This is a genomic window from Mesorhizobium sp. M3A.F.Ca.ET.080.04.2.1 (genome assembly GCF_003952525.1).
Classification (GTDB): Bacteria; Pseudomonadota; Alphaproteobacteria; order Rhizobiales; family Rhizobiaceae; genus Mesorhizobium.
In genome coordinates this window covers 5,384,662-5,407,800 of the sequence record NZ_CP034451.1, presented here as the reverse complement: position 1 = coordinate 5,407,800, position 23,139 = coordinate 5,384,662, and the positions used below count along the sequence as shown (strand labels likewise).

The 23,139-nt window shown below is 64.6% G+C and carries 17 protein-coding genes; 10 read left to right on the top strand and 7 right to left on the bottom strand.

All coding sequences use genetic code 11. The annotated features are described in order from the left end of the window. The first annotated feature begins 250 nt into the window (after nt 1-250). Nucleotides 251-5,731, top strand: a complete 5,481-nt coding sequence (locus EJ074_RS25790) for an alpha-2-macroglobulin family protein (RefSeq protein ID WP_095808241.1) — start codon at nt 251-253, stop codon at nt 5,729-5,731. 38 nt (nt 5,732-5,769) lie between these two features. Here EJ074_RS25790 and EJ074_RS25785 read toward each other — a convergent pair whose 3' ends face one another. Beyond that, the gene (locus EJ074_RS25785) at nt 5,770-5,946 is read right to left on the bottom strand and encodes a hypothetical protein (RefSeq protein WP_165349792.1); all 177 of its coding nucleotides are present in this window, start codon (nt 5,944-5,946) and stop codon (nt 5,770-5,772) included. Here EJ074_RS25785 and pbpC point away from each other — a divergent pair. From pbpC to EJ074_RS25740, 9 genes are all read left to right on the top strand, one after another. Further along, nucleotides 5,945-8,035 (top strand): penicillin-binding protein 1C, encoded by a 2,091-nt coding sequence (gene pbpC / locus EJ074_RS25780; RefSeq protein WP_245420527.1) that lies wholly within the window; start codon nt 5,945-5,947, stop codon nt 8,033-8,035. The two genes, EJ074_RS25785 and pbpC, sit on opposite strands and share 2 nt — an antisense overlap. Nucleotides 8,036-8,222: 187 nt before the next feature. Continuing rightward, nucleotides 8,223-8,963: a M15 family metallopeptidase gene (locus EJ074_RS25775; protein WP_245420530.1), complete on the top strand. Its 741-nt coding sequence runs from the start codon at nt 8,223-8,225 to the stop codon at nt 8,961-8,963. 200 nt (nt 8,964-9,163) lie between these two features. After that, on the top strand, nt 9,164-10,192 hold the full coding sequence (locus EJ074_RS25770) for a sulfate ABC transporter substrate-binding protein (protein WP_129553861.1): 1,029 nt from the start codon (nt 9,164-9,166) through the stop codon (nt 10,190-10,192). Nucleotides 10,193-10,284: 92 nt separating this feature from the next. Then, entirely contained in the window at nt 10,285-11,136 is an 852-nt protein-coding gene (cysT, locus tag EJ074_RS25765; RefSeq protein ID WP_095808660.1) for a sulfate ABC transporter permease subunit CysT, read from the top strand. After that, a complete protein-coding gene (gene cysW, locus EJ074_RS25760; RefSeq protein ID WP_095808659.1) occupies nt 11,129-12,013 on the top strand; it encodes a sulfate ABC transporter permease subunit CysW in 885 nt (294 codons plus the stop codon). Before cysT ends, cysW begins: the two co-directional genes overlap by 8 nt. A gap of 12 nt (nt 12,014-12,025) precedes the next feature. Continuing rightward, nucleotides 12,026-13,066 carry a sulfate/molybdate ABC transporter ATP-binding protein gene (locus tag EJ074_RS25755; RefSeq protein WP_095808658.1) on the top strand — a complete coding sequence of 347 codons (1,041 nt, stop codon included), beginning with the start codon at nt 12,026-12,028 and terminating at the stop codon, nt 13,064-13,066. Between the two features lie 196 nt (nt 13,067-13,262). Further along, nucleotides 13,263-14,249, top strand: a complete 987-nt coding sequence (locus EJ074_RS25750) for a sulfate ABC transporter substrate-binding protein (RefSeq protein ID WP_095808657.1) — start codon at nt 13,263-13,265, stop codon at nt 14,247-14,249. Between the two features lie 340 nt (nt 14,250-14,589). Next, a complete protein-coding gene (locus tag EJ074_RS25745; RefSeq protein ID WP_095808656.1) occupies nt 14,590-15,039 on the top strand; it encodes an Rrf2 family transcriptional regulator in 450 nt (149 codons plus the stop codon). Nucleotides 15,040-15,221: 182 nt separating this feature from the next. Continuing rightward, nucleotides 15,222-16,376: a hypothetical protein gene (locus EJ074_RS25740; RefSeq protein ID WP_095808655.1), complete on the top strand. Its 1,155-nt coding sequence runs from the start codon at nt 15,222-15,224 to the stop codon at nt 16,374-16,376. Between the two features lie 25 nt (nt 16,377-16,401). Here the strand turns inward: EJ074_RS25740 and EJ074_RS25735 are convergent, their stop codons facing one another. From EJ074_RS25735 to EJ074_RS25710, 6 genes are all read right to left on the bottom strand, one after another. Further along, nucleotides 16,402-16,905, bottom strand: a complete 504-nt coding sequence (locus EJ074_RS25735) for a gluconokinase (RefSeq protein WP_245420594.1) — start codon at nt 16,903-16,905, stop codon at nt 16,402-16,404. Nucleotides 16,906-16,949: 44 nt separating this feature from the next. Beyond that, nucleotides 16,950-17,936: an ABC transporter permease gene (locus tag EJ074_RS25730; RefSeq protein ID WP_095808654.1), complete on the bottom strand. Its 987-nt coding sequence runs from the start codon at nt 17,934-17,936 to the stop codon at nt 16,950-16,952. Continuing rightward, on the bottom strand, nt 17,933-18,913 hold the full coding sequence (locus EJ074_RS25725; RefSeq protein ID WP_095808653.1) for an ABC transporter permease: 981 nt from the start codon (nt 18,911-18,913) through the stop codon (nt 17,933-17,935). The genes EJ074_RS25730 and EJ074_RS25725 overlap by 4 nt, the downstream gene beginning before the upstream one ends. Continuing rightward, entirely contained in the window at nt 18,910-20,457 is a 1,548-nt protein-coding gene (locus EJ074_RS25720; protein ID WP_095808652.1) for a sugar ABC transporter ATP-binding protein, read from the bottom strand. The genes EJ074_RS25725 and EJ074_RS25720 overlap by 4 nt, the downstream gene beginning before the upstream one ends. A gap of 75 nt (nt 20,458-20,532) precedes the next feature. Next, on the bottom strand, nt 20,533-21,657 hold the full coding sequence (locus EJ074_RS25715) for a sugar ABC transporter substrate-binding protein (RefSeq protein WP_095808651.1): 1,125 nt from the start codon (nt 21,655-21,657) through the stop codon (nt 20,533-20,535). 295 nt (nt 21,658-21,952) lie between these two features. Continuing rightward, a complete protein-coding gene (locus EJ074_RS25710; protein WP_095808650.1) occupies nt 21,953-22,981 on the bottom strand; it encodes a LacI family DNA-binding transcriptional regulator in 1,029 nt (342 codons plus the stop codon). Between the last annotated feature and the right edge of the window lie 158 nt (nt 22,982-23,139).

Sequence of the window (23,139 nt, the reverse complement as noted above, 5' to 3'; positions counted from 1 at the left end):
TGGAATGAAGTTTTGAAACGCTCGTAAAGGGGCCACAATCCAATTGTCTGAAATGGACCGGGCTTGGAATTCACACCTTTTACGCATTCGCAAGAAAGCGTGAACCCTTGTCCCGTGCAGGTTCTGTCGAAATACCGGCCTTTGGCCGGCGTGGAAACCGTTGGCGGGTTGAAAACCTGCCGCGTTCCGGCGTTGACAAGCTCGACTGAAGCTTGATCATGCCCGGACGCTAGCATGTCTGGAGGGTGATGTGGCAATGCGCGCGGCTCGGGGTCTCTCTTTCCTTCTCCTTCTCTTTTTCGCATTCAACGGTGCCGCGCAAGCGGCCGAAGCCCGAAGAATCGCGACCACCGACAATTCCGACTATTTCGGTTTCGACTTGAGGTCGGATCAGAATGTCAGCCTCGACCAATGCAAGACGACATGTCTCGGCGATCCCGCCTGCCGCGCCTTCACGTACAATACGAAGGCCAAATGGTGCTTTCTCAAATCCGACTACAATCAGCTCCAACCGTTCAGCGGCGCCGTCGCCGGCAAGATCGTCAATGTCGACGGCGACCCCGATATCGGCGCTCCGCCGGAACTTGCCTTCTTCCCCGGTTGGATGGCCGACCAGGCCCAGCAATTCCGCAACAAGCTGACCGACCCGGCCTATGACAAGCCGACCGAGGGACTGGCGGCGCTCGAGGCCGCGGCCGAGCAGGCGGCGTTGACCGGCGACCATCGCCTGGCCATGCAGAAGTATCAGGCAGCGCTTTCCGTCCTGCCGGACGACGGCGCTCTGTGGCTGGCGCTGGCGCGCGAGACCCTTGGCGTGCAACCGGCTGCCAACACCTCCGAGCCGTCGACCCTGCCGGCAAACGTCACCTCGGCCGCCTTCAATGCCTACAAGCTGGTTCGCTCCGCAAAGGCCCGCGCCGAGGCGCTGGCGCTGCTTGCCGCCGGCCTCGACAGGCGCGACCTCTTCCGGCCTTCGCTGCAAGCCTACGAGGCGAGCCTCGCACTGGTGAATTCGCCCGCGGTCCAGGCAGACTACGCCGACCTCAAGGCGCGCAAGGGCTTTCGCGTCATCGATCACTCGGTCGACGCAGATTCCAGCGCGCCGCGCATCTGCGCCCAGTTTTCCGAGGAATTGGTCAAGACCGGCATCGACTATTCGCAGTTCGTCACCGTCGACAACGCCGCCCCCAAAGCCGTCGAAGCCAAGGACAGGCAGATCTGCGTCGAAGGCCTGGAGCACGGCCAGCACTATGAGGTGACCTTCCGCGCCGGCCTGCCGGCGGCCGTCGGCGAGACCATCGCCGCCCCGGTCGTGCTGTCGATCTATGTCCAGGACCGCGCGCCGTCCGCCCGTTTCACCGGCGACAGCTTCGTGCTGCCGGCCGGCGCACGCCGCGGCATTCCGGTCGTCACCGTCAACATGAACGCCGCCAAAATGATGCTCTACCGCATCGGCGACCGCTCGCTGGCGCAGCTCCTGTCGGGCTACCAGTTCCTGCATCAGCTCGACGGCTACGACATCTCCAGCATTTCCGACCAGATGGGCGCTCCTGTCTGGGAAGGCACGCTCGAAATAACCAACGACCTCAACAAGGAAGTCACCACGTCCTTCCCGGTCGACGAGGCGATCCCGCAACGCAAGCCGGGCGTCTATGTGCTGACTGCGCAGCCGATCGACGACAAGGGCGACGACTACGGATCACGCGCCACGCAATGGTTTGTCGTTTCCGACATCGGCCTGTCCACCTATACCGGCCAGGACGGTCTTAACGTCTTTGCCCGTTCGCTCGGCTCCGCCAAGCCGATTTCCGGCGCCGAAGTGACGCTGCTGGCCAAGAACAACGAGATCCTCGGCACGTCGACCACGGACGCCGAAGGCCACGCCGTCTTCAACCCCGGCCTGACCCGCGGCGAGGGCGGCATGGTGCCGGCCGTGCTGATGGCCAAGCAGGGCGACAACGACTTCGTCTTCCTCGACATGGCCCGTGCCGGCTTCGATCTGTCGGATCGCGGTGTTGCCGGCCGCGCGTCGCCCGGCGCGCTCGACGTCTATGCCTGGACCGAGCGCGGCATCTACCGTGCCGGCGAGGACGTGCATGTCGCAGCCTTGGCCCGCGACGGTGCCGCCAAGGCGGTCGAGAACCTGCCGCTGACCTTCATCTTCACGCGTCCTGACGGCGTCGAGAGCCGCCGCCTCGTCAGCGATGGCGCCTCTGCCGGCGGCCACGCCGTCGATCTGCCGCTCGAGCCCAACGCCATGCGCGGCACCTGGACGGTGTCGATCTATACCGACCCCAAGCAGGCTGCAGTCGCGAGCCAGATGTTCTTGGTCGAAGACTTCGTGCCGGATCGCATCGAGTTCGACCTGACCGCCGACAAGACGGAGATCGCCCAGGGCGAGGCCGCCAATGTCAGCGTCGACGGCCGCTTCCTCTACGGCGCGCCGGCCGCAGGCCTGGCGCTCGAAGGCGAGATGACGCTGTCGACGACGGACAGGTGGGAAAGATTCAAGGACTTCACCTTCGGCCTCGCCGACGAGCAGTCGGCCGAGCCGTCGGTGACGCCGCTCTCGAACCTGCCCGCCGTCGGCGATGACGGCAAGGCGACCTTCCCGGTTTCGGCCGACCAGTTGCCGTCCACCACCAAGCTGGTCAATGCCAAGGTGACCGTGCGCATGCGCGAAGCCGGCGGCCGCGCGGTCGAGCGCTCGCTCAACATCGCGGTTCGTCCGCAAAAGGAGATGATCGGCATCCGCCCGAACTTCGCCGACGGTGAAGTGCCGCAGGGCGGCACCGCCAAGTTCAGCATTATCGCCGTCGATCCCAACGGCAAGCGTGAGGACCTGAAGGGCGCCCAGTGGTCGCTGGTCAAGGTCGAGCGCAATTACCAATGGTATCGCTCCAACAATTCCTGGAATTACGAGCCGGTCAACTTCACCAAGGCCGTCGCCAACGGCCAGGTCGACCTCAACGCCGACGGCGAAGCAAGCGTGTCGCTGCCGGTCGACTGGGGCCGCTACCGGCTCGAAGTCGAGACGGCTGATCCGGACGGTCCGGCGACCAGCTACGAGTTCGATGCCGGCTGGTATGTGTCTTCCACGACCACCGAGACTCCCGACGGACTGGAAATCGCCCTCGACAAGGACTCTTATGCTGCGGGCGAAGTGGCCAAGCTCAAGGTCTCGCCGCATTTTGCCGGCGAATTGCTGGTCACCATCGGCGCCGAAAAACTCTTGAAGACCGTCACCGCCTCGGTGCCTGCCGGCGGAAGCACGGTCGATATCCCGGTCGGCGATGACTGGGGCGCCGGCGCCTATGTCACGGCGACGCTGTTCAGGCCGGGCGATGCCCAGGAATCGCGCATGCCGGCGCGCGCCATCGGCGTCAAATGGCTGACCCTCGATCCGGGTTCGAAGAAGCTCGCCGTCACCCTGACGCCGCCCGAAAAGACGGCGCCCCGGCAGCAGCTGTCGATCCCGGTCGCCGTCAACGGCGCTCAACCCGGCAGCAATGCCTATGTGATGGTAGCCGCCGTCGACGTCGGCATTCTCAACCTTACCAATTACAAGGCACCCGATCCCGAGGACTGGTTCTTCGGCCAGCGTATGCTGGGCCTCGAGATCCGCGACCTCTACGGCCGCCTGATCGACGGCTCGCTCGGCACCACAGGCAAGCTGAGAACCGGCGGTGACGGCGCCAACATGCAAGCGCAAGGCAGCCCGCCGACCGAAAAGCTGGTCGCCTTCTTCTCCGGTCCTGTTCAGCTCGATGTCGATGGCAAGGCACGCGTTGATTTCGACATCCCCCAGTTCAACGGCACCGTGCGCGTCATGGCCGTCGCCTGGACAAAGGAAGCGGTCGGCCATGCCCAGACCGATGTCATCGTGCGCGATCCGGTGGTGATCACCGCCGGATTGCCGCGCTTCCTGGCACCCGGTGATGCCGCGACCATGCGGCTCGACATCGCCGACACCGACGGCCCTGCCGGCGACTATGCGCTGGCGGTTACCACCACCGGCGATCTGTCGACCGGCGACAAGCCCCTGCCTGAGAAGCTGACGCTCACCCCGGGCAAGCGGCAGACGTTGTTGTTCCCGCTCGTCGCCCATGCCGCGGGCGACGCCTCGATAACCGTCAAGCTTGCCCATGCCGACGGCACCAATGTCGAGCAGACGCTCTATCTTCCGGTGCGTCCGGCGCAGCTTCCCGTCACCAACCGCATGGTGGTCGACCTGAAACCCAAGGGCGGCGCTCTGCGGGTCGACAAGGAGCTGCTTGCTTCAAGCGTGCTCGACGGCGCTTCCGTCAGCGTCGGCATATCGCAGGCAGCCGCCTTCGACGTGCCCTCGCTGCTGATGACGCTCGACCGCTATCCCTATGGCTGCGCCGAGCAGACCACCAGCCGCGCCATGCCGCTGCTCTATGTCAACGACGTGGCTTCCAGCATTGGCATGGAGAGCGACCCCGACCTGCACGGCCGCATCCAGGATGCCGTCTACAAGGTGCTGAGCTATCAAGCCTCGAGCGGCAGCTTCGGCCTCTGGGGTCCGGGCTCCGGCGATCTGTGGCTCGACGCCTATGTCAGCGAGTTCCTGACCCGGGCACGCGAACAGAAATACGACGTGCCGGCGCAGGCGATGAACCAGGCGCTGAACAACCTGCAGAACTCGCTGGGCTACGATCAGGACGTCCAGGATCGCGGCAGCGAGATCGCCTATGCGCTCTACGTGCTTGCCCGCAACAAGAAGGCCTCGATCGGCGACCTGCGCTACTACGCAGATACCCAGCTCGAAGCTTTCACCAGCCCGATGGCAGTTGCCCAGCTGGCGGCGAGTCTGGCGCTCTATGGCGACACGCAGCGCTCGGAAGCCACTTTCCAGACGGCGTTGCGGCTGGCGCAGGCGAGCACGGAATACGACTACTACCGCTCCGATTACGGCTCGCCGCTCCGCGACGGCGCCGCGATGCTGGCGCTGGCGGCGGAATCGAAGCCGGTCCCGAGCATCGTGCCGCAGTTGATCAGGCTGGTCGCGAGGGAGCGCGCCGACGCCCGTTGGACCAGCACGCAGGATGAATCCTGGATGCTGCTCGCCGCCCGAGCCCTGAAGGAGGGCAATGATTCCATCGCGCTCTCCGTCAACGGCGCACCGCATTCGGGCGGCTACTCCGACCGTGTGTCCGGCGGCGACCTCATCGGCAGCCCGCTCACCATCGCCAACACCGGCACGACGCCGCTGCAGGCGGTGGTCACCGCGGTGGCGGCGCCGATGGATCCGCTGCCGGCCGGCGGCGACGGCTTCACCATCGATCGCACCTACTACAAGCTCGACGGCACCGAGGCCAACGTCACCGAGGCTAGGCAGAACGAGCGCTATGTTGTCGTGCTCAAGGTCTATGAGCAAAACAGCTGGCCCTCGCGCCTGCTGGTCACGGACCTGCTGCCCGCCGGCTTCGAGATCGACAATCCGAGCCTGGTCTCCAGCGCCCAATTGTCGAACTTCTCCTGGCTGGCGCAGACCGACGCCGCCCATCTGGAGTTCCGCGACGACCGCTTCGTCGCCGCCTTCAACCCCAACGAAGGCGACGGCGACCGCAATATCACATTGGCCTATGTCGTGCGCGCCGTGACGCCGGGCACCTACGCCCATCCGGCAGCAACGGTGGAGGACATGTACCGGCCGCAATATTCGGCCCGCACCGCCTCCGGCATGATGGAGGTCAAGGCGGAATAAGGTGCTTGCGAACATGACCGGGACGATGGCGCTGCCCCTCATCCGCCTGCCGGCACCTTCTCCTCGTATAGTGACGGGGAGAAGGGGTCTATCGCGACCGTCAGCATCTGTTCTGCAACGTTGGAAATTGGCGAAAGCCTCCGTGAAGGCTCTTTTCTCCCGGTCTCCATACGGGGAGAAATGCCCGGCAGCAGCGCGATGAGGGGCAGCGCCATGCTCTCAAAAAAATTCCTGCGCCGCACCGCCACGACTGCCGCCTCCTGCGCCGCCCTCTTGGCCCTTTCCGTCGTTGCCCTCTGGGAGCTCGACCGTGCCTTCCCACCGCCGCTGCCGGAGACGCTGACGGTCTCGACCGAAGTGCAGGATCGCGACGGCCAGTTGTTGCGCGCCTTCGCCACGCCTGACGGATATTGGCGGCTCGGAACCCGGCTCGACCAGGTCGACAAGCAGTTCGTCGACATGCTCGTCGCCTATGAGGACAAGCGCTTCTGGAATCACCGCGGCGTCGACGTTCTGGCGCTTTGCCGTGCCGCGGGCCAGTTTGTGAGCAGCGGCCGCATCGTCTCCGGCGGCTCGACCCTGTCGATGCAGCTCGCCCGGCTGATCGAGCCGCGCGACAGCCGCAGCTTCGCTTCCAAGGCCAAGCAGATCCTGCGCGCGATCCAGATCGAGCGGCGGCTTTCCAAGCGCGAAATCCTCGAGCGCTACCTGACGCTGGCGCCCTATGGCGGCAATCTCGAAGGTGTTCGTGCCGCCTCGCTTGCTTATTTCGGCAAGGAGCCGAAGCGCCTGACCGTCTCGGAAGCCGCCCTCCTCGTCGCCCTGCCGCAACTGCCAGAGAGGCGCCGGCCCGACCGCAACCTCGACATCGCGCATGCAGCGCGCGACCGCGTGCTCGCCCGCATGGTCTCGTCTGGCCTGCTCGGCGAGAGAGAGGCCGCGCGGGCCGCCCTCGACGACGTTGCCGGCCTGCGCCGCAAGCTGCCGGCACTGGCGGCACACGCTTCCTATGCCATGCTGCCCAAGGCCGAGCCCGGCAAGCCGCTGCAGCTCACTATCCGCAGGAGCGTCCAGCAAGGGCTGGAACAGGTGGCCAAGGAGGCAGCGAGGAAGCTTGGCCCGAAGCTTTCCATCGCCATGGTGATGGCCGATGCGCGCACCGGCGACATTCTCGGCGAAGTCGGTTCCGCCGATTTCTTCGACGCCAGCCGCTCCGGTTGGATCGACATGACCAAAGTCGTCCGCTCGCCCGGCTCGACGTTGAAGCCGTTCATCTACGGCCTTGCCTTTGAGCAGGGGCTGGTGGCGCAGGAGACCATCATCGAGGACAGCCCGGCCGATTTCGGCGGCTACCGGCCGAAGAATTTCGACATGGGCTATCAGGGCGACGTCAGCATCAGGCAGGCGCTGCAGCTGTCGCTTAACGTGCCGGCCATCCGTGTGCTCGACGCCGTCGGCCCGGCGCGGCTCACGGCGCGCTTCCGCCAGGCTGGCGTCCATCCGATCCTGCCGATCAACGAGGCGCCTGGCTTGGCGATCGGGCTCGGCGGTGTCGGCGTCACATTGCGCGATCTGGTGCAGCTCTATACGGGCCTCGCCAATGGCGGCAAAATGCACACGCTGCATGACGGCACCGAGCCGGCCGGTGCCCAGCGCACCACTGCCACCATCCTCGACGATCAGGCCGCCTGGCAGATCAACGACATCCTGTCCGGCGTGAAGCCGCCGGAAGGTGCCGCCCAGCGCGGCATCGCCTACAAGACCGGCACGTCTTACGGCTATCGCGATGCCTGGTCGGTCGGCTTCGACGGCCGCTACGTGCTGGGTGTCTGGGTCGGCCGCGCCGACGCCAGCCCTGTCCCCGGCCTGTCCGGCTATGTCTCGGCGGCGCCGATTCTGTTCGAAGGCTTCGTCCGCTCCGGTCTGGCCAGCGTGCCGCTGCCGAGCCGGCCGCCGGGTGCCTTCAATCCCAAACGCGACGAATTGCCGGTGACGTTAGCCCGCTTCGGCGCCGGTTCGGACGGGCTGGTGCAGGCCACGCCGACCGAACCGGCTCCCACCATTATCTTCCCGCCGAACGGCGCCCGCGTCGATCTCGGCACCAGTTCGGCCGCCGCCACGCCGCTGGTGCTCAAGCTGCAGGGCGGCCGTGCGCCGTTCCGCTGGCTCGCCAATGGCAAGCCGCTTGCCGGCATCGACCGACGCCGCACCGCGACTTGGCTGCCCGACGGCACCGGCTACTCGACGCTGACGGTGATCGACGCCGCCGGCCGCGCAGCCAGCGTGAAGGTTTTCGTTGAATAGAATGCGGCAAGCGATTCAGCGCCTTGTGCTTCTTGGCCGCATGTCCGGCGCGAGGCACCCCCCTCTGGCCTGCCGGCCATCTCCCCCTCAAGGGGCGAGATCATTCGCTTCACCGCCTTCGCCAATCTCCAACGTTGGAAAGATAGGGCCGGCGCGGGAGCTGCCGATCTCCCCCCTTGCGGGGGAGATGCCCGGCAGGGCAGAGGGTGGCGCCTCGCGCCAGCCTTGGTTGGTTGTATTCCTCGCGACGCTGGCACTCTTCTCCCCAGCCAGCGCCGATCCCCTGCCCTCAGGCTTTGTCAGGCTCGCCGATGTCGATGCGACCATTCGCCAGGATATCCGTTATGCCGGAGCCGACAATTTTCTTCGCCGCAAGGTCGATGGCTACGAGGCGCCGGTCTGCATCCTGACCGAGCAGGCCGCCAGGGCGCTTTCAAACGTGCAGAAAGCAATCGCGGCGAAAGGTCTAACCCTGGTGGTCTTCGATTGCTACCGCCCGGCGCGCGCCGTCGCCGATATGGTCCGGTGGACGATGCAAGGCGGGCCGCCCGATCCGCAATGGTACCTGAACGTCGACCGAGGTGATCTCATTGCCAAGGGATATGTCGGCGAGTTGTCCAGCCATTCGCGCGGCTCGACCGTCGATCTTGCGATCGCCGAGAAGAAAGGCAACGGCACGATACACCCGACCTGCGGAGCGCCCGACGCGGGCACGCTCGATTTCGGCACCGGCTTCGACTGTTTCGATCCGGCAAGCGAAACGGCCCGCCGCCCTCTCCCCATTGTCGCCGCGGCGAACCGCAAGATCCTTCTCTCCGCCATGCGCGCCGCCGGCTTCCGCAACTACGCGCGCGAATGGTGGCACTTTACGCTGGCGCCAGAGCCCTTCCCAAAACAGCGCTTCGATTTTCCGGTCACCGCTCAATAGCAGTAGACCTTGCCGCGCCCGGTGCCGGTTCTAGTTAGGCCGGCTGACGCGGGGTCCGGCCGCGCGCCGTTGAGGAAGTTATTTCCTCGACCAGCGATTGTCCGGCGAAAATTTGCTTCGAGGAGGTGAAAAAGGCAACATTCAATGCATCTAATTTCTATAAACTCGGTAGAGTTTGCAGCAGTTCAATGGAGGCGGAAATGACCAACCCTCATTTCAGGAAACTGCTCGGCGCGCTGGTCGCCACATCTGTCCAGTTCGGCACGCTCGGTTTCGCGCTCGCCGATACAACCATTCTGAACGTGTCCTACGACCCGACACGTGAACTCTACAAGGCCTATGACGAGGCCTTCGCCGCGCACTGGAAGGCCGAGACCGGCGAGACCGTCACCATCCAGCAATCGCATGGCGGATCGGGAGCGCAGGCCCGGGCCGTGATCGACGGGCTAGACGCCGACGTGGTCACGCTCGCGCTGGAAGGTGACATCAACGCCATCGCCACCAAGTCGAAAAAGATCGATCCTGACTGGCGCAAGAAGTTCGAGAACAATTCAGCGCCCTACACCTCGACCATCGTCTTCCTGGTGCGCAAGGGCAACCCCAAGGGCATCAAGGACTGGGGCGACCTGGTCAAGGACGGCGTCCAGGTGATCACCCCGAACCCGAAGACCTCGGGCGGCGCGCGCTGGAACTATCTGGCCGCTTGGGCCTATGCCAGCGCCAATGACGGCGGCGACGAAGCCAAGACCAAGGAGTTCGTTGCCAAGCTCTATGCCAATGCCCCCGTGCTCGACACGGGCGCGCGCGGCTCGACCGTGACATTTGCGCAGAAGGGCCTCGGCGACGTCCTGATCGCCTGGGAAAACGACGCCTATTTGGCGCTCGACGAGTTCGGCGCCGACAATTTCGACATTATCTATCCGCCGACCTCAATCCTGGCCGAGCCGCCGGTCGCCGTGGTCGACGCCAATGTCGACGCCAAGGGCACGCGCAAGGTGGCCGAAGCCTATCTCACCTACCTCTATTCCAAGGAAGGCCAGACCATCATCGCCAAGAACCATTATCGGCCTTCCAAGCCGGACTTGGTGCCACCGGAGGATCTCGCCAAGCTGCCACCGATCAAGCTGATCACCATCGACGATCCGCTTTTCGGAGGCTGGAAGAAAGCACAGCCTTACCATTTCGGCGACGGTGGTATATTCGACCAGATCTACAAGCCGGCCCAGTGAGGTCCGACGGTCGGCGAGCCTGACGTGGCATGCCTTTCGAAAGTGACGCGCGAAAAGCCATTCTGGTTGGATAAGAAGGGACGATCCAGCACATGACCACAGCACCCGCTCACGCGGGGTGGCGGTTCAGACAGCCGAGCGTCATTCCGGGCTTCGGATTGACGCTCGGCTTCTCGCTTGCCTACCTCACGCTCATCATCCTCATTCCGCTCTCCGGGCTGGTCTGGCGTTCGGCCGCGCTGGGCTGGACCGACTTCTGGGCGATCGCCACCGACCGCCGCACGCTCAACGCGCTCGAAATCAGCTTCGGCGCCGCCTTCATCGCCGCTGCCGTCAACGTCGTTTTCGGCACGCTCGTCGCCTGGGTGCTTGTGCGCTACCGCTTTCCGGGCCGGCGCATCGCCGATGCCATGGTCGACCTGCCTTTTGCGCTGCCGACGGCCGTGGCGGGCATCGCGCTCACCACTCTCTACGCCCCCACCGGCTGGATCGGCATGTTGCTGACGCCGCTGGGCCTCAAGGTCGCCTACACGCCGGTCGGCATTGTCGTGGCGCTTGTCTTCATCGGCCTGCCCTTCGTCGTACGCACCGTGCAGCCGATCATGGAAGAACTGGACAAGGAGGTCGAGGAAGCGGCCGCCACGCTGGGCGCGAGCCGCTTCCAGATCATCAGCCGCGTCCTCTTCCCGGGCCTGGCGCCGGCCATCGTCACCGGCTTCTCGCTCGCCTTCGCGCGCGGGGTCGGCGAGTATGGCTCTGTCATCTTCATCGCCGGCAATTTGCCGTTCAAATCCGAGATCGCGCCGCTTTTGATCGTCATCCGGCTGGAGGAGTACAACTATCCGGCCGCGACCGCGATCGCGGCGATAATGCTGGCGCTGTCCTTCCTGATGCTGCTTGTCGTCAATCTGGCGCAGACATGGAGCCGCAAGCGCTATGGCTGATCCCGAGATCAAATCCTACGAGCCGTTTCACGAGAGCCAGTCGGCCGCAGTCACCGAAAGCCGCCCGGCACGGGCCGTGCTGATGACCGTTGCCTTCGCCTTCCTTGCGATCTTCCTGCTCTTGCCGCTGATCATCGTCTTCAAGGAAGCCTTCGCCAAGGGCATCGAGGCCTACACGGAAGCGCTTACCAATCCCGACACACGATCCGCCATCCGGCTGACCCTGCTGGTGGCGGCGATCTCGGTGCCGCTCAACGTCGTTTTCGGTATCTCGGCGGCCTGGGCGATCGCCAAGTTCGAGTTCAAGGGCAAGGCCTTCCTGACGACCCTCATCGACCTGCCTTTCTCGGTCTCCCCGGTCATTTCGGGCTTGGTCTACGTCCTGCTCTTCGGCGCTCAGGGCCTGCTCGGCGCATGGCTCAAGGCGAACGGCATCCAGATTTTGTTCGCCGTGCCCGGCATCGTGCTCGCCACCATCTTCGTCACATTCCCCTTCGTCGCCCGCGAGTTGATCCCGCTGATGCAGGAGCAGGGCAATGGCGACGAGGAGGCGGCGCTCTCACTCGGCGCCAATGGCTGGCAGACCTTCTGGTATGTCACGCTGCCCAACGTCAAATGGGGCCTGCTCTACGGCGTGCTGCTCTGCAATGCCCGCGCCATGGGCGAGTTCGGCGCCGTGTCGGTTGTGTCGGGCCACATACGCGGCCTCACCAACACCATGCCCCTGCATGTCGAAATCCTCTACAACGAGTACAATGCCGTCGGCGCCTTCGCCGTGGCTTCGCTGCTTGCCGGCCTCGCGCTGGTGACGCTGGTTTTGAAAACACTTCTCGAGATGCGCTACGGCGCCGAGATCGCCGCGACGCGCGGACACTGAAAAGGGCCGATCATGGAAGTTCGCGTTGCCAACGTGCGCAAGGAATTTGAGCGGTTCCCGGCCCTCCACGACGTGTCGCTCGACATCAAGTCCGGCGAACTGATTGCGCTGCTCGGACCTTCCGGGTCCGGCAAGACGACCCTGCTCAGGCTGATCGCCGGACTGGAGCGGCCGACCAAGGGCGCCATCTTCTTCGGCGACGAGGATGCGTCGCAGAAGTCGATACAGGAGCGCAATGTCGGCTTCGTCTTCCAGCACTACGCGCTGTTCCGCCACATGACGGTCGCCGACAATATCGGCTTCGGCCTCAAGGTGCGGCACGGGGCGGCGCGCCCGTCCATGCAGGAAATCCGCCGCCGCGCTTCCGAGCTGCTCGACCTCGTCCAGCTTTCGGGTCTGGAGAAGCGCTATCCGGCACAGCTCTCCGGCGGTCAGCGCCAGCGCGTGGCGCTGGCCCGCGCCATGGCGATCGAGCCCAGGGTGCTGTTGCTCGACGAGCCGTTCGGCGCGCTCGACGCACAGGTGCGCCGCGAACTGCGCCGCTGGCTGCGCGAGATTCACGACGCCACCGGCCATACAACGGTCTTCGTCACCCACGACCAGGAGGAGGCGCTGGAGCTTGCCGACCGCGTCGTGGTGATGAGCCAGGGCCGCATCGAGCAGGTCGGCACCGCCGACGAGATCTACGACTCGCCAAACTCGCCCTTCGTCTACAGCTTCATCGGTGAATCGAGCTCGCTGCCGGTCAAGGTCGACAATGGCGAAGTCTGGATCGCCGACCGGCCTATCGGTGTGAAGGCGCCGCACGCCCCTTCCGGCCCCGCCCTGCTCTATTTCCGACCGCATGACGTCGATCTGCTGGACGACTGCAACGGCTGCATTGCCGGCACGGTTGCCGCCAGCCGCCGCGTCGCCGGCACCAGGCGCGTGGAATTGGAAGTGGGCGGCGAGCGTCAGCGCGTCGAGATCGAACTGCCGGTCGACCATCCGGCGGCGCAGAAGAGCAGGGTGGCGTTCAGGCCACGGCGCTGGAAGCTGTTCCCGGCTGCGTGAGCTCGCGCGTGTTGACTGCAGCCTCCCTCAAACATGCCCCAGTGAATCTGCTTGGACGAAAATCCTACCAAACAGCTGTTTCGACGGGGAATTTTCCGACCGACCGGGTTTGCTGCAGACAGCGTGTCTCGCCGTTCCGGGCTTTCCTTTCTATGGTCGCGCCATAATTCCCATCTCTCCCGAGGAGGCTCGTTTCATGAAACGCTTGTTGCTCGCCATTGCCACTGTCGCCGGCCTCGTCCTTACATCCTCCGAGGCCTGGACGGCCGACAAGCTGCTCAACGCCTCCTATGACGTCGGGCGCGAGTTGTTCGCGGAAGTGAACAAGGCCTTCATCGCCAAGCATCCCGGCGTGGCCATCGACCAATCGCATGCCGGAACCTCGGCGCAGGCGCGCGCCATCGCCGAAGGGTTGGCGGCCGATGTCGTCACCTTCAACCAGGTCACCGATGTCGACTTCCTGGTCAAGAAAGGTTTCATCTCGGCCGACTGGCAGAAGGACTTCCCGGACAACGCCTCGCCCTTCTACTCGCTGCCGTCCTTCCTGGTGCGTGCCGGCAACCCCAAGCACATCAAGGACTGGAACGACCTCGTGCGCGACGACGTGCAGGTGATCTTTCCCAACCCGAAGACATCCGGCAATGCGCGCTACACCTATCTCGCCGCCACCGCCTATGCCAAGGAAGCCTTCAAGGGCGACGACGCCAAAGTGAAGGAGTTCATCACCAAGCTGTTCAGCAACGTGCCGATCTTCGACACCGGCGGGCGCGCCGCCACCACCACCTTCGTGCAGCGCGAGATCGGCGACGTTCTGATCACCTTCGAATCGGAAACGCGCGGTATTCGCAAGGAATATGGCGACGACAAGTTCGAGCAGGTCACGCCCTCGGTGAGTCTGCTCGCCGAGTTTCCGGTGGCCATCGTCGACAAGGTCGCCGACGAGCATGGCAGCCGCGACCTCGCCAAGACCTATCTCGACTTCCTCTATTCGCCGGAAGGCCAGGACATCGCCGCCCGCAACGGCCTGCGAGCCCGCGACGCGACGGTGGCCGCCAAGTACAAGGCCGATTTCCCGGATGTTCGGCTGCTGACGGTCGATGAGGTCTTCGGTGGCTGGGACAAGGTGCAGAAGGAGCATTTCGCGGCAGGCGGCCTGCTCGACCAGGTCTACACCAGCCGCTAGCCGTTTCGCGCAAGACTGCGCAGCGGTTTTGGACGAACGACTGGGATCAACGATGCTGAAACGCGTCGCGCCTATCCCTTGCGTGACGCGGCTTCGGCCCTCAATCAGGAAGAGCAACAGGCCGGCATTTTGCCGGCTTTGTCGATGCCTCGTGCAGCGACGGGTCGGTTGCCGAAATTGCTGCGCCCATTGTGAAAAACATTACGAAGAATCAACGCGTTTATGCCTAAGCTGCGCTGGCAAATCGTTGGACCAGACAGCTCATTGGCCAATCTGTCATGATTTGCACACAAACAACCGCCAGATGCAGGCGATTGGGGTTTGATGAACTGAATCGGGCATGCTCACCAAAAAAGGCAAATACGGCCTCAAGGCCTTGGTGCATCTATCTGGATTGCCGGCCGGCCAGCTTGCATTCGTCAACGACATAGCGGTCGCCAACAACATCCCGAAGAAGTTCCTCGACGCCATCCTGGGCGAATTGCGCAATGCCGGCTTCGTGCAGAGCCGCAAGGGCAAGGAAGGTGGCTATCGCCTCGCCCGGCCGGCTTCCGAAATCAAGATCGGGCATGTCGTGCGCGTGCTCGACGGTCCGCTGGCGCCGATCCCTTGCGCCAGCCGCACCCAGTATCAGCGTTGCGACGACTGCGACGAGGCGACCTGCCAGGTCCGCCACATGATGCTGGAAGTGCGCCAGGCGATCGCAGAAGTTCTCGACAATCGCAGCCTTGCTGCCATGCGCGATGCCGACAACGACGATTTCCCGGCCGAACTGACGTCGCAGATTTAGCGCCATCCCGGGAAGCTCTTCCGCACACAACGGCGTGAAAACATTTGGTTGGAGCGGTTGCGGATTTCATCCAACGCCGAACCGCAGCGGCGCGCGTAGCGCAGGGTCCTGCCGCCGGTTGCGTCTGCGGCCTGGAGGCAGTAAAGCCGCTGAAGGATTGATCTGGGCTGGACACCTGACGAATGAGGCTGCCTTGGCTTCGCAAATCCCGCAAAGCCAACCGGAAGCCCTCTTCCGCCAACATCTATCATACCGAAATCATTGCCGACGTGCCGGTGCCCGAGCGCGGCGAATCCGTCCGTTTCTTCAGCCGCCGGCTGGTTCGCCCCGGCAAGCTGCGGGGCTTCTCGAACAAGGACTTTCGCGAAGGCCTGTTGTTCATTTTCTACCTCGGCGTCGCAGCCGTTCTGCCGATTGCCTGGTGGGCACCGATCTGCGGCTTTGTTTCGACGTTTCGGCGCAAGCGCCATTTCCGCAAGGAATTCGCGGCCTATGACGCCGCGGTGAGGGCAGTGCTTGGCGACGCTGTCGATGGAAAAAGCGTTTTCAAAGACTATCTTGCCGCTGCCCACCGCCGCCGTCTCATGCTGGCGGCCCATCTCGTTCCCGGCTGGCGCTGGTCGCCGGCGATCCGGCTGGAAGGCCTCGACGGCCTGCGCGAGGCCTTGCGGCAGGGCCGCGGCGCCATCGTCTGGTGCGATCAGTTCACTGCGCAGACCATCATCGGCAAACGCGCGCTTCATGAAGCCGGCATCGAAGCCCATCAGGTGAGCGTCAACTTCCACGGTTTTTCCGAAAGCAAGTTCGGCCTGCACGCGCTCAATCGTCCGCTGGTCAGGGTCGAGAACCGCTTTCTCAAGAGCCGCATCGTCTTCGAACGCGCCGATGCCTATCAGGTCACCGCGCGCATCCAGAAGACCCTGAAAGAGAACGGCGTCGTGCTGATGACCAACACCATCCATGCCGGGTCCGCCTTCACTGAAGCCGCCATGGGCGAGCGCGGCTGGACCCATCTCGCTGCGGCCCCAGCCAACTTCGCCGCGCGCGCCGGCGCGGCGCTGTTTGCCATGTCGACGCTCGAGACGGTGCCGTTCCGCGAGTACCGCGCGATCGTCAGCCCTGAACTGAAGCCTGACCTCGGCGGGACCGCACCCTCCCGGCCGGCCACAGACAAGGCGGCGAAGAACCTCGTGCTGCAGGCGGCGTATATTCTGCGCAAACGGGATCGCCTCTTGGAGGCGCTCAAGCTGCATCCGGAGCAGATGATGGCGTGGTCCGGCGCCAGCCGGCTCACCGAGCGGCAGGATCAACCCACGCTCGGCAGCGACGCGAGCTAATGGATGTCGCGCGCCTGAATCCTGCTTAGCCGAGCAGCTTCCTCGCAATGTCGGCAATGGAACGCGTCGCGTCCACCGTCACCGCCTGCTCATCAAGGCCCGGTTCTTCCAGAGTCGCGAACTGGCTGTCGACCAGGCTTGCCGGCATGAAATGCCCCTTGCGGCCGGCAACCCGGCGCCAGGCTGTCTCGCGATCGATCTTAAGGTAGACAAAGACGATGTCGGGAGAAAAGCGGCGCAGCCGGTCACGGTAGCTGCGCTTCAGCGCCGAGCAGGCTGCCACGGCCTTCTGCCCATCATGGACAGAGGCTGCAATGCGCTCGCCGATGGTATTGAGCCAGCCCTCGCGCAAGGCGTCGGTCAGCGGCTCGCCGCGCGCCATGCGCGCGACGTTTTCCGGCGGATGCAGGCGGTCGCCTTCGATGAAGACTGCCTGCAGCATGCCGGCCAGCGCCTCGCCGACGACCGTCTTGCCGCAGCCGGCAACACCCATCACCACAAGAGCTGGCGCCGAGCGGATATCGCTCATGCGCATCTCGCGAGGCGATTGTTCCTGCCGACGCTCATTCACCGTCAGCGGCTTGCCGGCGCCCGGCCATAGAGCAGCAGCATGGCGACGATGACGACGCCGTAGATGATCTGCCGCCCCGCTTCCGGCATCTGCATGACCGACAGGATCGACTGCAGCAGCGTGATCAGGATGACGCCGGCCACCGTGCCGAGATAGGAGCCGCGCCCGCCCAGGATCGAGGTGCCGCCCAGCACCACGGCGGCGATCGACGGCAGCAGATAGGCGTCGCCCATCGATTGCGCGGCCTTCGACGCATAGCCGGCCAGAAGCACGCCGCCGAAGGCCGACAGTCCGCCGGACGCCGCAAAGGCGATCATCACCACGCGGCGCGTGTCGATGCCGGACAGATAGGCGGCGCGCTCGCGGTTGCCGATGCCATAGACGGCCCGGCCGAAGCTGGTCCGGGTCAGCACGAAGACCATTGCCGCGCCGATCAGAGCCCAGATGATGACCGCATTGGGCACGGCGGGTATCGCAAAGCCGGTCGCCAGGTAGCGCATCGCCGCCGTCGCCGCGTCCTGCGGCGAGAACCCGCCCGTATAGACCACCATCAGCCCTTGCGCGACGGCATTGGTGGCCAAGGTGATGATCATCGAAGGAATGCGCAAATAGGCGACGCCGATGCCGTTGACGATGCCGATCGCCACGCCGCACAGGATGCCGAACGGAATGGCGAGCGCGACGCCGACCGGGCCGTAGGCAGCGGCGGCACTGGCCATCATGGCGCCGGTCGCCACGGCCCACGGCACCGAAAGGTCGATCTGCCCGAGCAGGATGACGAGCATCATGCCGGTGGCGATAACGCCCAGGAACGAGGCCACCTTGAGCTGCTGCAAGAGATATTCCGGCGACAGGAAGCTGCGCGAATAGAGGCTGCCGAGAAGCAGCAGCAGCAGGATGCAGGCGAAGGCCGTGACCACAGCGGGATCGGCGCGGCGAATGAACTTCGGCATGCGGCCGGCAATGCCGGCAAGCGTCGTTTCGCTCACAGGAACCACTCCAGCCGGTTGCGCACCCTGAACAGCGCGAAGGCGCCCAGGCTGACGGCGATCAACAGGATAACGCCCTGGAACAGAGGCTGCCAGAGCGGGTCGAAATCGAAGACGAACAGCAGGTCGCCGATCGTACGGAAGGCGAGCGCGCCGAAGATCGCGCCGATGGCACTGCCCTTGCCGCCGAACAGCGAGACGCCGCCGAGCACGACGGCGGCGATGGAAAACAGCGTGTAGGCGTTGCCGCTGGCATAGGCGGCCTCGCCCGTATAGGTGAAGAAGGTGAGGAACAGGCCGCCGATCGCGGCAAGCAGCCCCGCCAGCGTGTAAGCCAGGAACTTGCCCCTGCGGATCGGCACGCCGGACATATAGGCCGCCGTCTCCGAAGAGCCGGCCGCATAAGCCGCGCGGCCAAGCTCGGAGCGGCTGAACGGCACCCAGACGACCAGCACGACGACGAACAGCGCCACAAGGCTGGCCGGCACGACGCCGAAGAAGCGTCCCGTCAGGAAATCGGCGAGATCTTCATTGACCGAGCCGCCCGGAACCGGCCGAAGCAACAGCGCAAGCCCGAAGTAGACGGCACCGGTGGCGATGGTCGCGACGATCGGCTGCAGGCGGCCATAGATGACGATGGCGCCGTTGACGGCGCCGCACAGAAGTCCGGTGCCGAGCACGGCCACCACCCCGAAGGCGGATTCGAGCCCGGTGCCGATCACCAGCCAGGAAGCCAGGCAGTTGGTCAGTGTGAAGATCATGCCGACCGAAAGGTCGATGCCGGCGGTGAGCACGACCAGCGTCTGCGCCATCGCGACGAAGGCGAGAAGCACGCCCTTGTTCGCGGCCGTCTGCACGACGTTGGCGGTGAAGCCGGCCGGATGGTTGCCGCTGTAAATCGCGAACATGGCGATGAAGATGCCGAAGGCGAGCAGCGTCCCTCGCTGTTCGGCCAGCCAGTAGCGCCAGTCCTTCACGCCCCCTCCTCCTGCTTCATGCGGGCGGCCTCGCCATGGATGTTGAGCGCGCTGGCGATCAGCGCGCGCTCGGTGATCTCGGTTCCGACCAGCTCGCGCTTGACCGCGCCGTCATAGAGCACCAGCACGCGGTCGCAGCAGCCGATCAGCTCGTCATAGTCGGTCGAATAGAACAGGATCGCCGCGCCCCCATCGGCCAGCTTTCGCATCAACTGGTAGAGCTCCTGCTTGGTGCCGACGTCGATGCCGCGCGTCGGATCGTTGAGCAGGATGATGCGCGGCTGGCGCATCAGCCACTTGGCGATGACCACCTTCTGCTGGTTGCCGCCGGACAGCGCACCGACGGGGATGTCGAGACCCGCCGTCTTGATGGCCAGCAGCCCGACCATATCGTCGATCAGCCGCTGCTCGGCCGCGCGGTCGATGACGCCGGCTTTCGACAGTCTGTCGAGCGCGGCGAAGGATAGGTTCTCGCGCACCGTCATCGGCAGCATCAGACCCTCGGTCTTGCGATCCTCCGGGATGAGCGCCATGCCGATCCGGCCGTCGCTCGCTGCGGTCGGACTGGCGATCGAAACCGGCTTGCCGTCGACCAGGATCTGACCGGAGAGGCCGCGCAAAACGCCGAAGAAGGCCAGCAGCAATTCGCGCTGGCCTTGCCCGTCGAGGCCGCCCAGCCCCACCACCTCGCCGACGCCGACCGACAGCGAGACATTGTCCAGCCGATCGCTCCAGGACAGGTTGCGCGCCTCCAGCGCCGGAACCGCGTCGCTCGCCGCGCGCATCGGCTTTGGCGGGAAGATATGGCTGTATTCGCGGCCGATCATGAGCTCGACCACTTCATTGTCGCTCTTGGTCCCGGCAGCATAGCTGGCGACATTGCGGCCGTTGCGGAACACCGTGCATTGGTCGGCGAGTTCCGCGATCTCGTTCATGCGATGCGAGATGTAGAGTAGCGCGAGCCCCTCGGCGCGCAACCGCTTGAGCACGCCGAAAATCTTGGCGACGTCGGCCGCCGTCAGGGCCGAGGTCGCTTCATCGAGGATCAGGATGCGCGGCTTCCTGGCCAGCGCCTTGGCGATCTCGACCATCTGCCGGCGCGACAGCGGCAGGTCCTTGACCAGCGCCAACGGATGGATGTCGGAGGCGCCGGCGCGGGCAAGCGCTTGCTCGGCGATGCGCCGTTGAGCCTTGCGGTCGATCATGCCGAAGCGCTTCGGCGGGTCGGAGATGACGATGTTGTCGGCGACGCTGAGTTCCGGGATGAGCGATAATTCCTGGAAAATGCAGACGATGCCGGCCTGGTTGGCGGCAGCCGGCGAGGCGAACGTCACGTCGCGGCCGTCCAGCGTCATGCGGCCTTCGTCGGGAGCGGCGACGCCGGCCATGATCTTGATCAGGGTCGATTTGCCGGCGCCGTTTTCGCCGAGTATGCCATGAATGCTGCCAGCCGTGACCGTCAGCTCGGCCTTTTCCAACGCCCGCACGCCGCCGTAGCGCTTGGAGATGCCTTCCATGCGGAAGAGCGGAGCTGCGCCGTCCATCAGCCCTCCCAGGCCGGTTCGCGATTGGCATCAAGCGACCGGCGCCGCGGCTTCCTCGCGGCGCCGATTACAAGGCTACTTGTTTTCCTTGGTCTGGCCCATGATTTCCTGCGCGGTGAAATTGATGCCGCAAGTCGGGAAGGAATTGCCGACGAAGAAGTTGTCGGACTGGTCGGGGAAGTAATCCTGCCCCTCCTTGAAGTTCGGATCCTCGACGATTGCCAGCGGCAGCTTGACCGACTGCGGCACGACATTGCCCTCCAGCGCGGTGATCGCCGTTTTGATGGCGACAGCGACCTGGGCAGGTCCGGTGCCGGCCGAAGAGCATTTCAGGCCGTCGGCCGCATGGGCGGCGCAGAATTTGCGGAAGCCGTTTTCCGTCTCGCCGCCGAACGGCACGAAGGGATGCTTGGCGTCGATCATCGCCTGCACGATGCCGGTATCGCCGCCCTGCCCGGTGATGCCGACGAATGGGCCGTTGGTGGCGATCGCGTCGGCGGTAACCTTCTGCGCGGTCGGATCGTCCCATTTGCCTGCGACTTCGGTGACATCCCATTTCTTGCCCGAAGCATCCAGGACCTCATGGATGCCGTTGTGGCGGTCGGTGTCGACCGAGGTGCCGGCGACGCCGCGCACTTCGAGGATCTTGCCGCCGTCGGGGATATGGGCGATCAGCCACTTGGCCCACAATTCGCCGAGGCCCTTCTGGTCGACATTGACGTTGATGGCGTCCTTGGTGTCGAGGATGTTGTCGAAGGCGACGAGAACGACGCCGGCTTCCTTGGCGCGCTTGATCACCGGTCCGAACGCGGTCGGGTTCTGCGCGTTGACGACGATGGCGTCAAAGCCGGAATCGATGAAGTTGTTGATCGCCGATATCTGCGCCGGCACATCCTCGCCGGTCGACACCACCTTGAATTCCTTCAGCTTCTTGGCGACCTCGGGCTGCGCGGCATAGGCCTTGGCGGTCTGGATCATCTGGATACGCCAGGTGTTGGCGATGTAGCCATTGGCAAGTGCGATGCGGTACGGACCATCCTTCTTCGGATATTTGAAGAACTGCGTATCGGCCGCCCACGGCGCGAAACAGTCGGGCTCGGCCGCCGGCCCTTTTACGATCTCCGGTTCGGCGATCGCCGAAGAACTCAGCATGACGAATGCAGTGGCGGCAATGACGCCGCCAACCAGTGACTTGATCATCGGTATTCCTCCCAGTTGCAGTTCTGCTTTCTATGAAGTTCGAGCGCTTTCGGCAGGCACCTCCCGCCTTGTCCGAAGCGCGTGCCGGATGGCCCGAGCCGACCCGTGATCCTCCTCCATTGCCTCGCAGGGCGGCTCAGAAAACTATCATATTATCCATAATAAACAAGCTATTGCTGTTGCTTATGTATAATAAACAGCTTTCTCTTGCGATCTTGAACTTGCCCAAGCATCAAATGGTAGCGCTACCATCGTAGCGTGTAAACCGGCTTTCGCACAGTCGCGGATGTGTGTTTCAACGCGCTGTGCTTTCCCTGCGCATGAGTTCGTAGCCGAGATCCACGACCCGCTGCTGCGGTCTCTTTCCCGCGATCGCTGCAAGTGCCATCGCAATCGCCTGACGCCCGATCTCATAGCGATGCGTGCGGATGCTGGTGATCGACGGGAACGCCACCTGCATCATGTCGAGATCGTTGAAGCCGACGATGCCGATCGTCTTCGGCACCGCGATCGAGGCGCGATGGCACTCGAACAGGACGCCGAGAGCGATGTCGTCATTGTTGCAGAAAACCCCCTCCAGTGCAGGCACCTTGGCCAGCGCGTCGCGCAGCAGTTCGCGGCCAAGCGGCACGCTCGAAAGCAGCGGCGTCGTGGTGACGAGACGGGCGTCGAATAGGCCCGCGGCTTCCATCGCAGCGCGGTAACCGGCGAGGCGCCGCTGCGAACGCGGATCCATGCGGGCGCCGATGAAGCCGATCTTGCGGTAGCCGACCTCCAGCAAATGCTCGGTTGCCGCCCTGCCCCCGTCGAAATGCGAGAACCCGACCATCATGTCGACGGGGTGCGGTCCCGTCTCCATGACCTGCACCACCGGACAGCCGGCGTTTTCGAGCAGCTTGCGCGAGGTGGCGGTCTGGTCGATCCCGGCAACGATCAACGCGGCCGGACGCTGCGGCGCGAACACCTGCAGCAGCCGTTCTTCCTCCAGGCCGGAATAATGCGTGTTGCCAAGCTGGATGCGGAACGGGCTGTCGGAGAGGCTGTCATAGATGCCCCGCAACACCTCGGCGAAGACATTGTTGGTCAGCGACGGGACCAGCACACCGAACACCTCGGCACGCGCCGAAGCCAGCGCGCGGGCATTGGGGTCCGGAACATAGCCAAGCTCGTTGACGGCGGCCTCGATCTGGCGCCGCAGATCGTCCGAAACCCGGGCGGGCTCGCGGAGCGCGCGCGACACGGTAATTGCGCCCACGCCAGCCTTGCGCGCGACATCGGCAATGGTCGGACGGCCGCCGCCGCGGCGTGAGCGCGGCCGTGTCACGGCCCTGCCCTTTTCACCCAGAAGGAGGCAAGCAGCGCGTTGACGATCAGCACTTCAGTCCGCAGCCCCGTTTCGCAGCCCGTCCATTGCGGTCTGGGTCGCGCAGCCCATTGCCAATGTCAAGCGGATGGGGATGCGCCAGGCTGTCCAGTGGAGGT

Excerpts from the sequence above, each read along its gene's own strand:
- EJ074_RS25770 (WP_129553861.1), top strand. The coding sequence starts at position 9,164 with ATGACCAACCCTCATTTCAGGAAACTGCTCGGCGCGCTGGTCGCCACA.
- pbpC (WP_245420527.1), top strand. The coding sequence starts at position 5,945 with ATGCTCTCAAAAAAATTCCTGCGCCGCACCGCCACGACTGCCGCCTCC.
- EJ074_RS25785 (WP_165349792.1), bottom strand. The coding sequence starts at position 5,946 with ATGGCGCTGCCCCTCATCGCGCTGCTGCCGGGCATTTCTCCCCGTATG.
- EJ074_RS25740 (WP_095808655.1), top strand. The coding sequence starts at position 15,222 with ATGAGGCTGCCTTGGCTTCGCAAATCCCGCAAAGCCAACCGGAAGCCC.
- EJ074_RS25750 (WP_095808657.1), top strand. The coding sequence starts at position 13,263 with ATGAAACGCTTGTTGCTCGCCATTGCCACTGTCGCCGGCCTCGTCCTT.
- EJ074_RS25735 (WP_245420594.1), bottom strand. The coding sequence starts at position 16,905 with ATGAGCGATATCCGCTCGGCGCCAGCTCTTGTGGTGATGGGTGTTGCC.
- EJ074_RS25745 (WP_095808656.1), top strand. The coding sequence starts at position 14,590 with ATGCTCACCAAAAAAGGCAAATACGGCCTCAAGGCCTTGGTGCATCTA.
- EJ074_RS25720 (WP_095808652.1), bottom strand. The coding sequence starts at position 20,457 with ATGGACGGCGCAGCTCCGCTCTTCCGCATGGAAGGCATCTCCAAGCGC.
- EJ074_RS25775 (WP_245420530.1), top strand. The coding sequence starts at position 8,223 with ATGCCCGGCAGGGCAGAGGGTGGCGCCTCGCGCCAGCCTTGGTTGGTT.
- EJ074_RS25755 (WP_095808658.1), top strand. The coding sequence starts at position 12,026 with ATGGAAGTTCGCGTTGCCAACGTGCGCAAGGAATTTGAGCGGTTCCCG.
- cysT (WP_095808660.1), top strand. The coding sequence starts at position 10,285 with ATGACCACAGCACCCGCTCACGCGGGGTGGCGGTTCAGACAGCCGAGC.
- cysW (WP_095808659.1), top strand. The coding sequence starts at position 11,129 with ATGGCTGATCCCGAGATCAAATCCTACGAGCCGTTTCACGAGAGCCAG.
- EJ074_RS25715 (WP_095808651.1), bottom strand. The coding sequence starts at position 21,657 with ATGATCAAGTCACTGGTTGGCGGCGTCATTGCCGCCACTGCATTCGTC.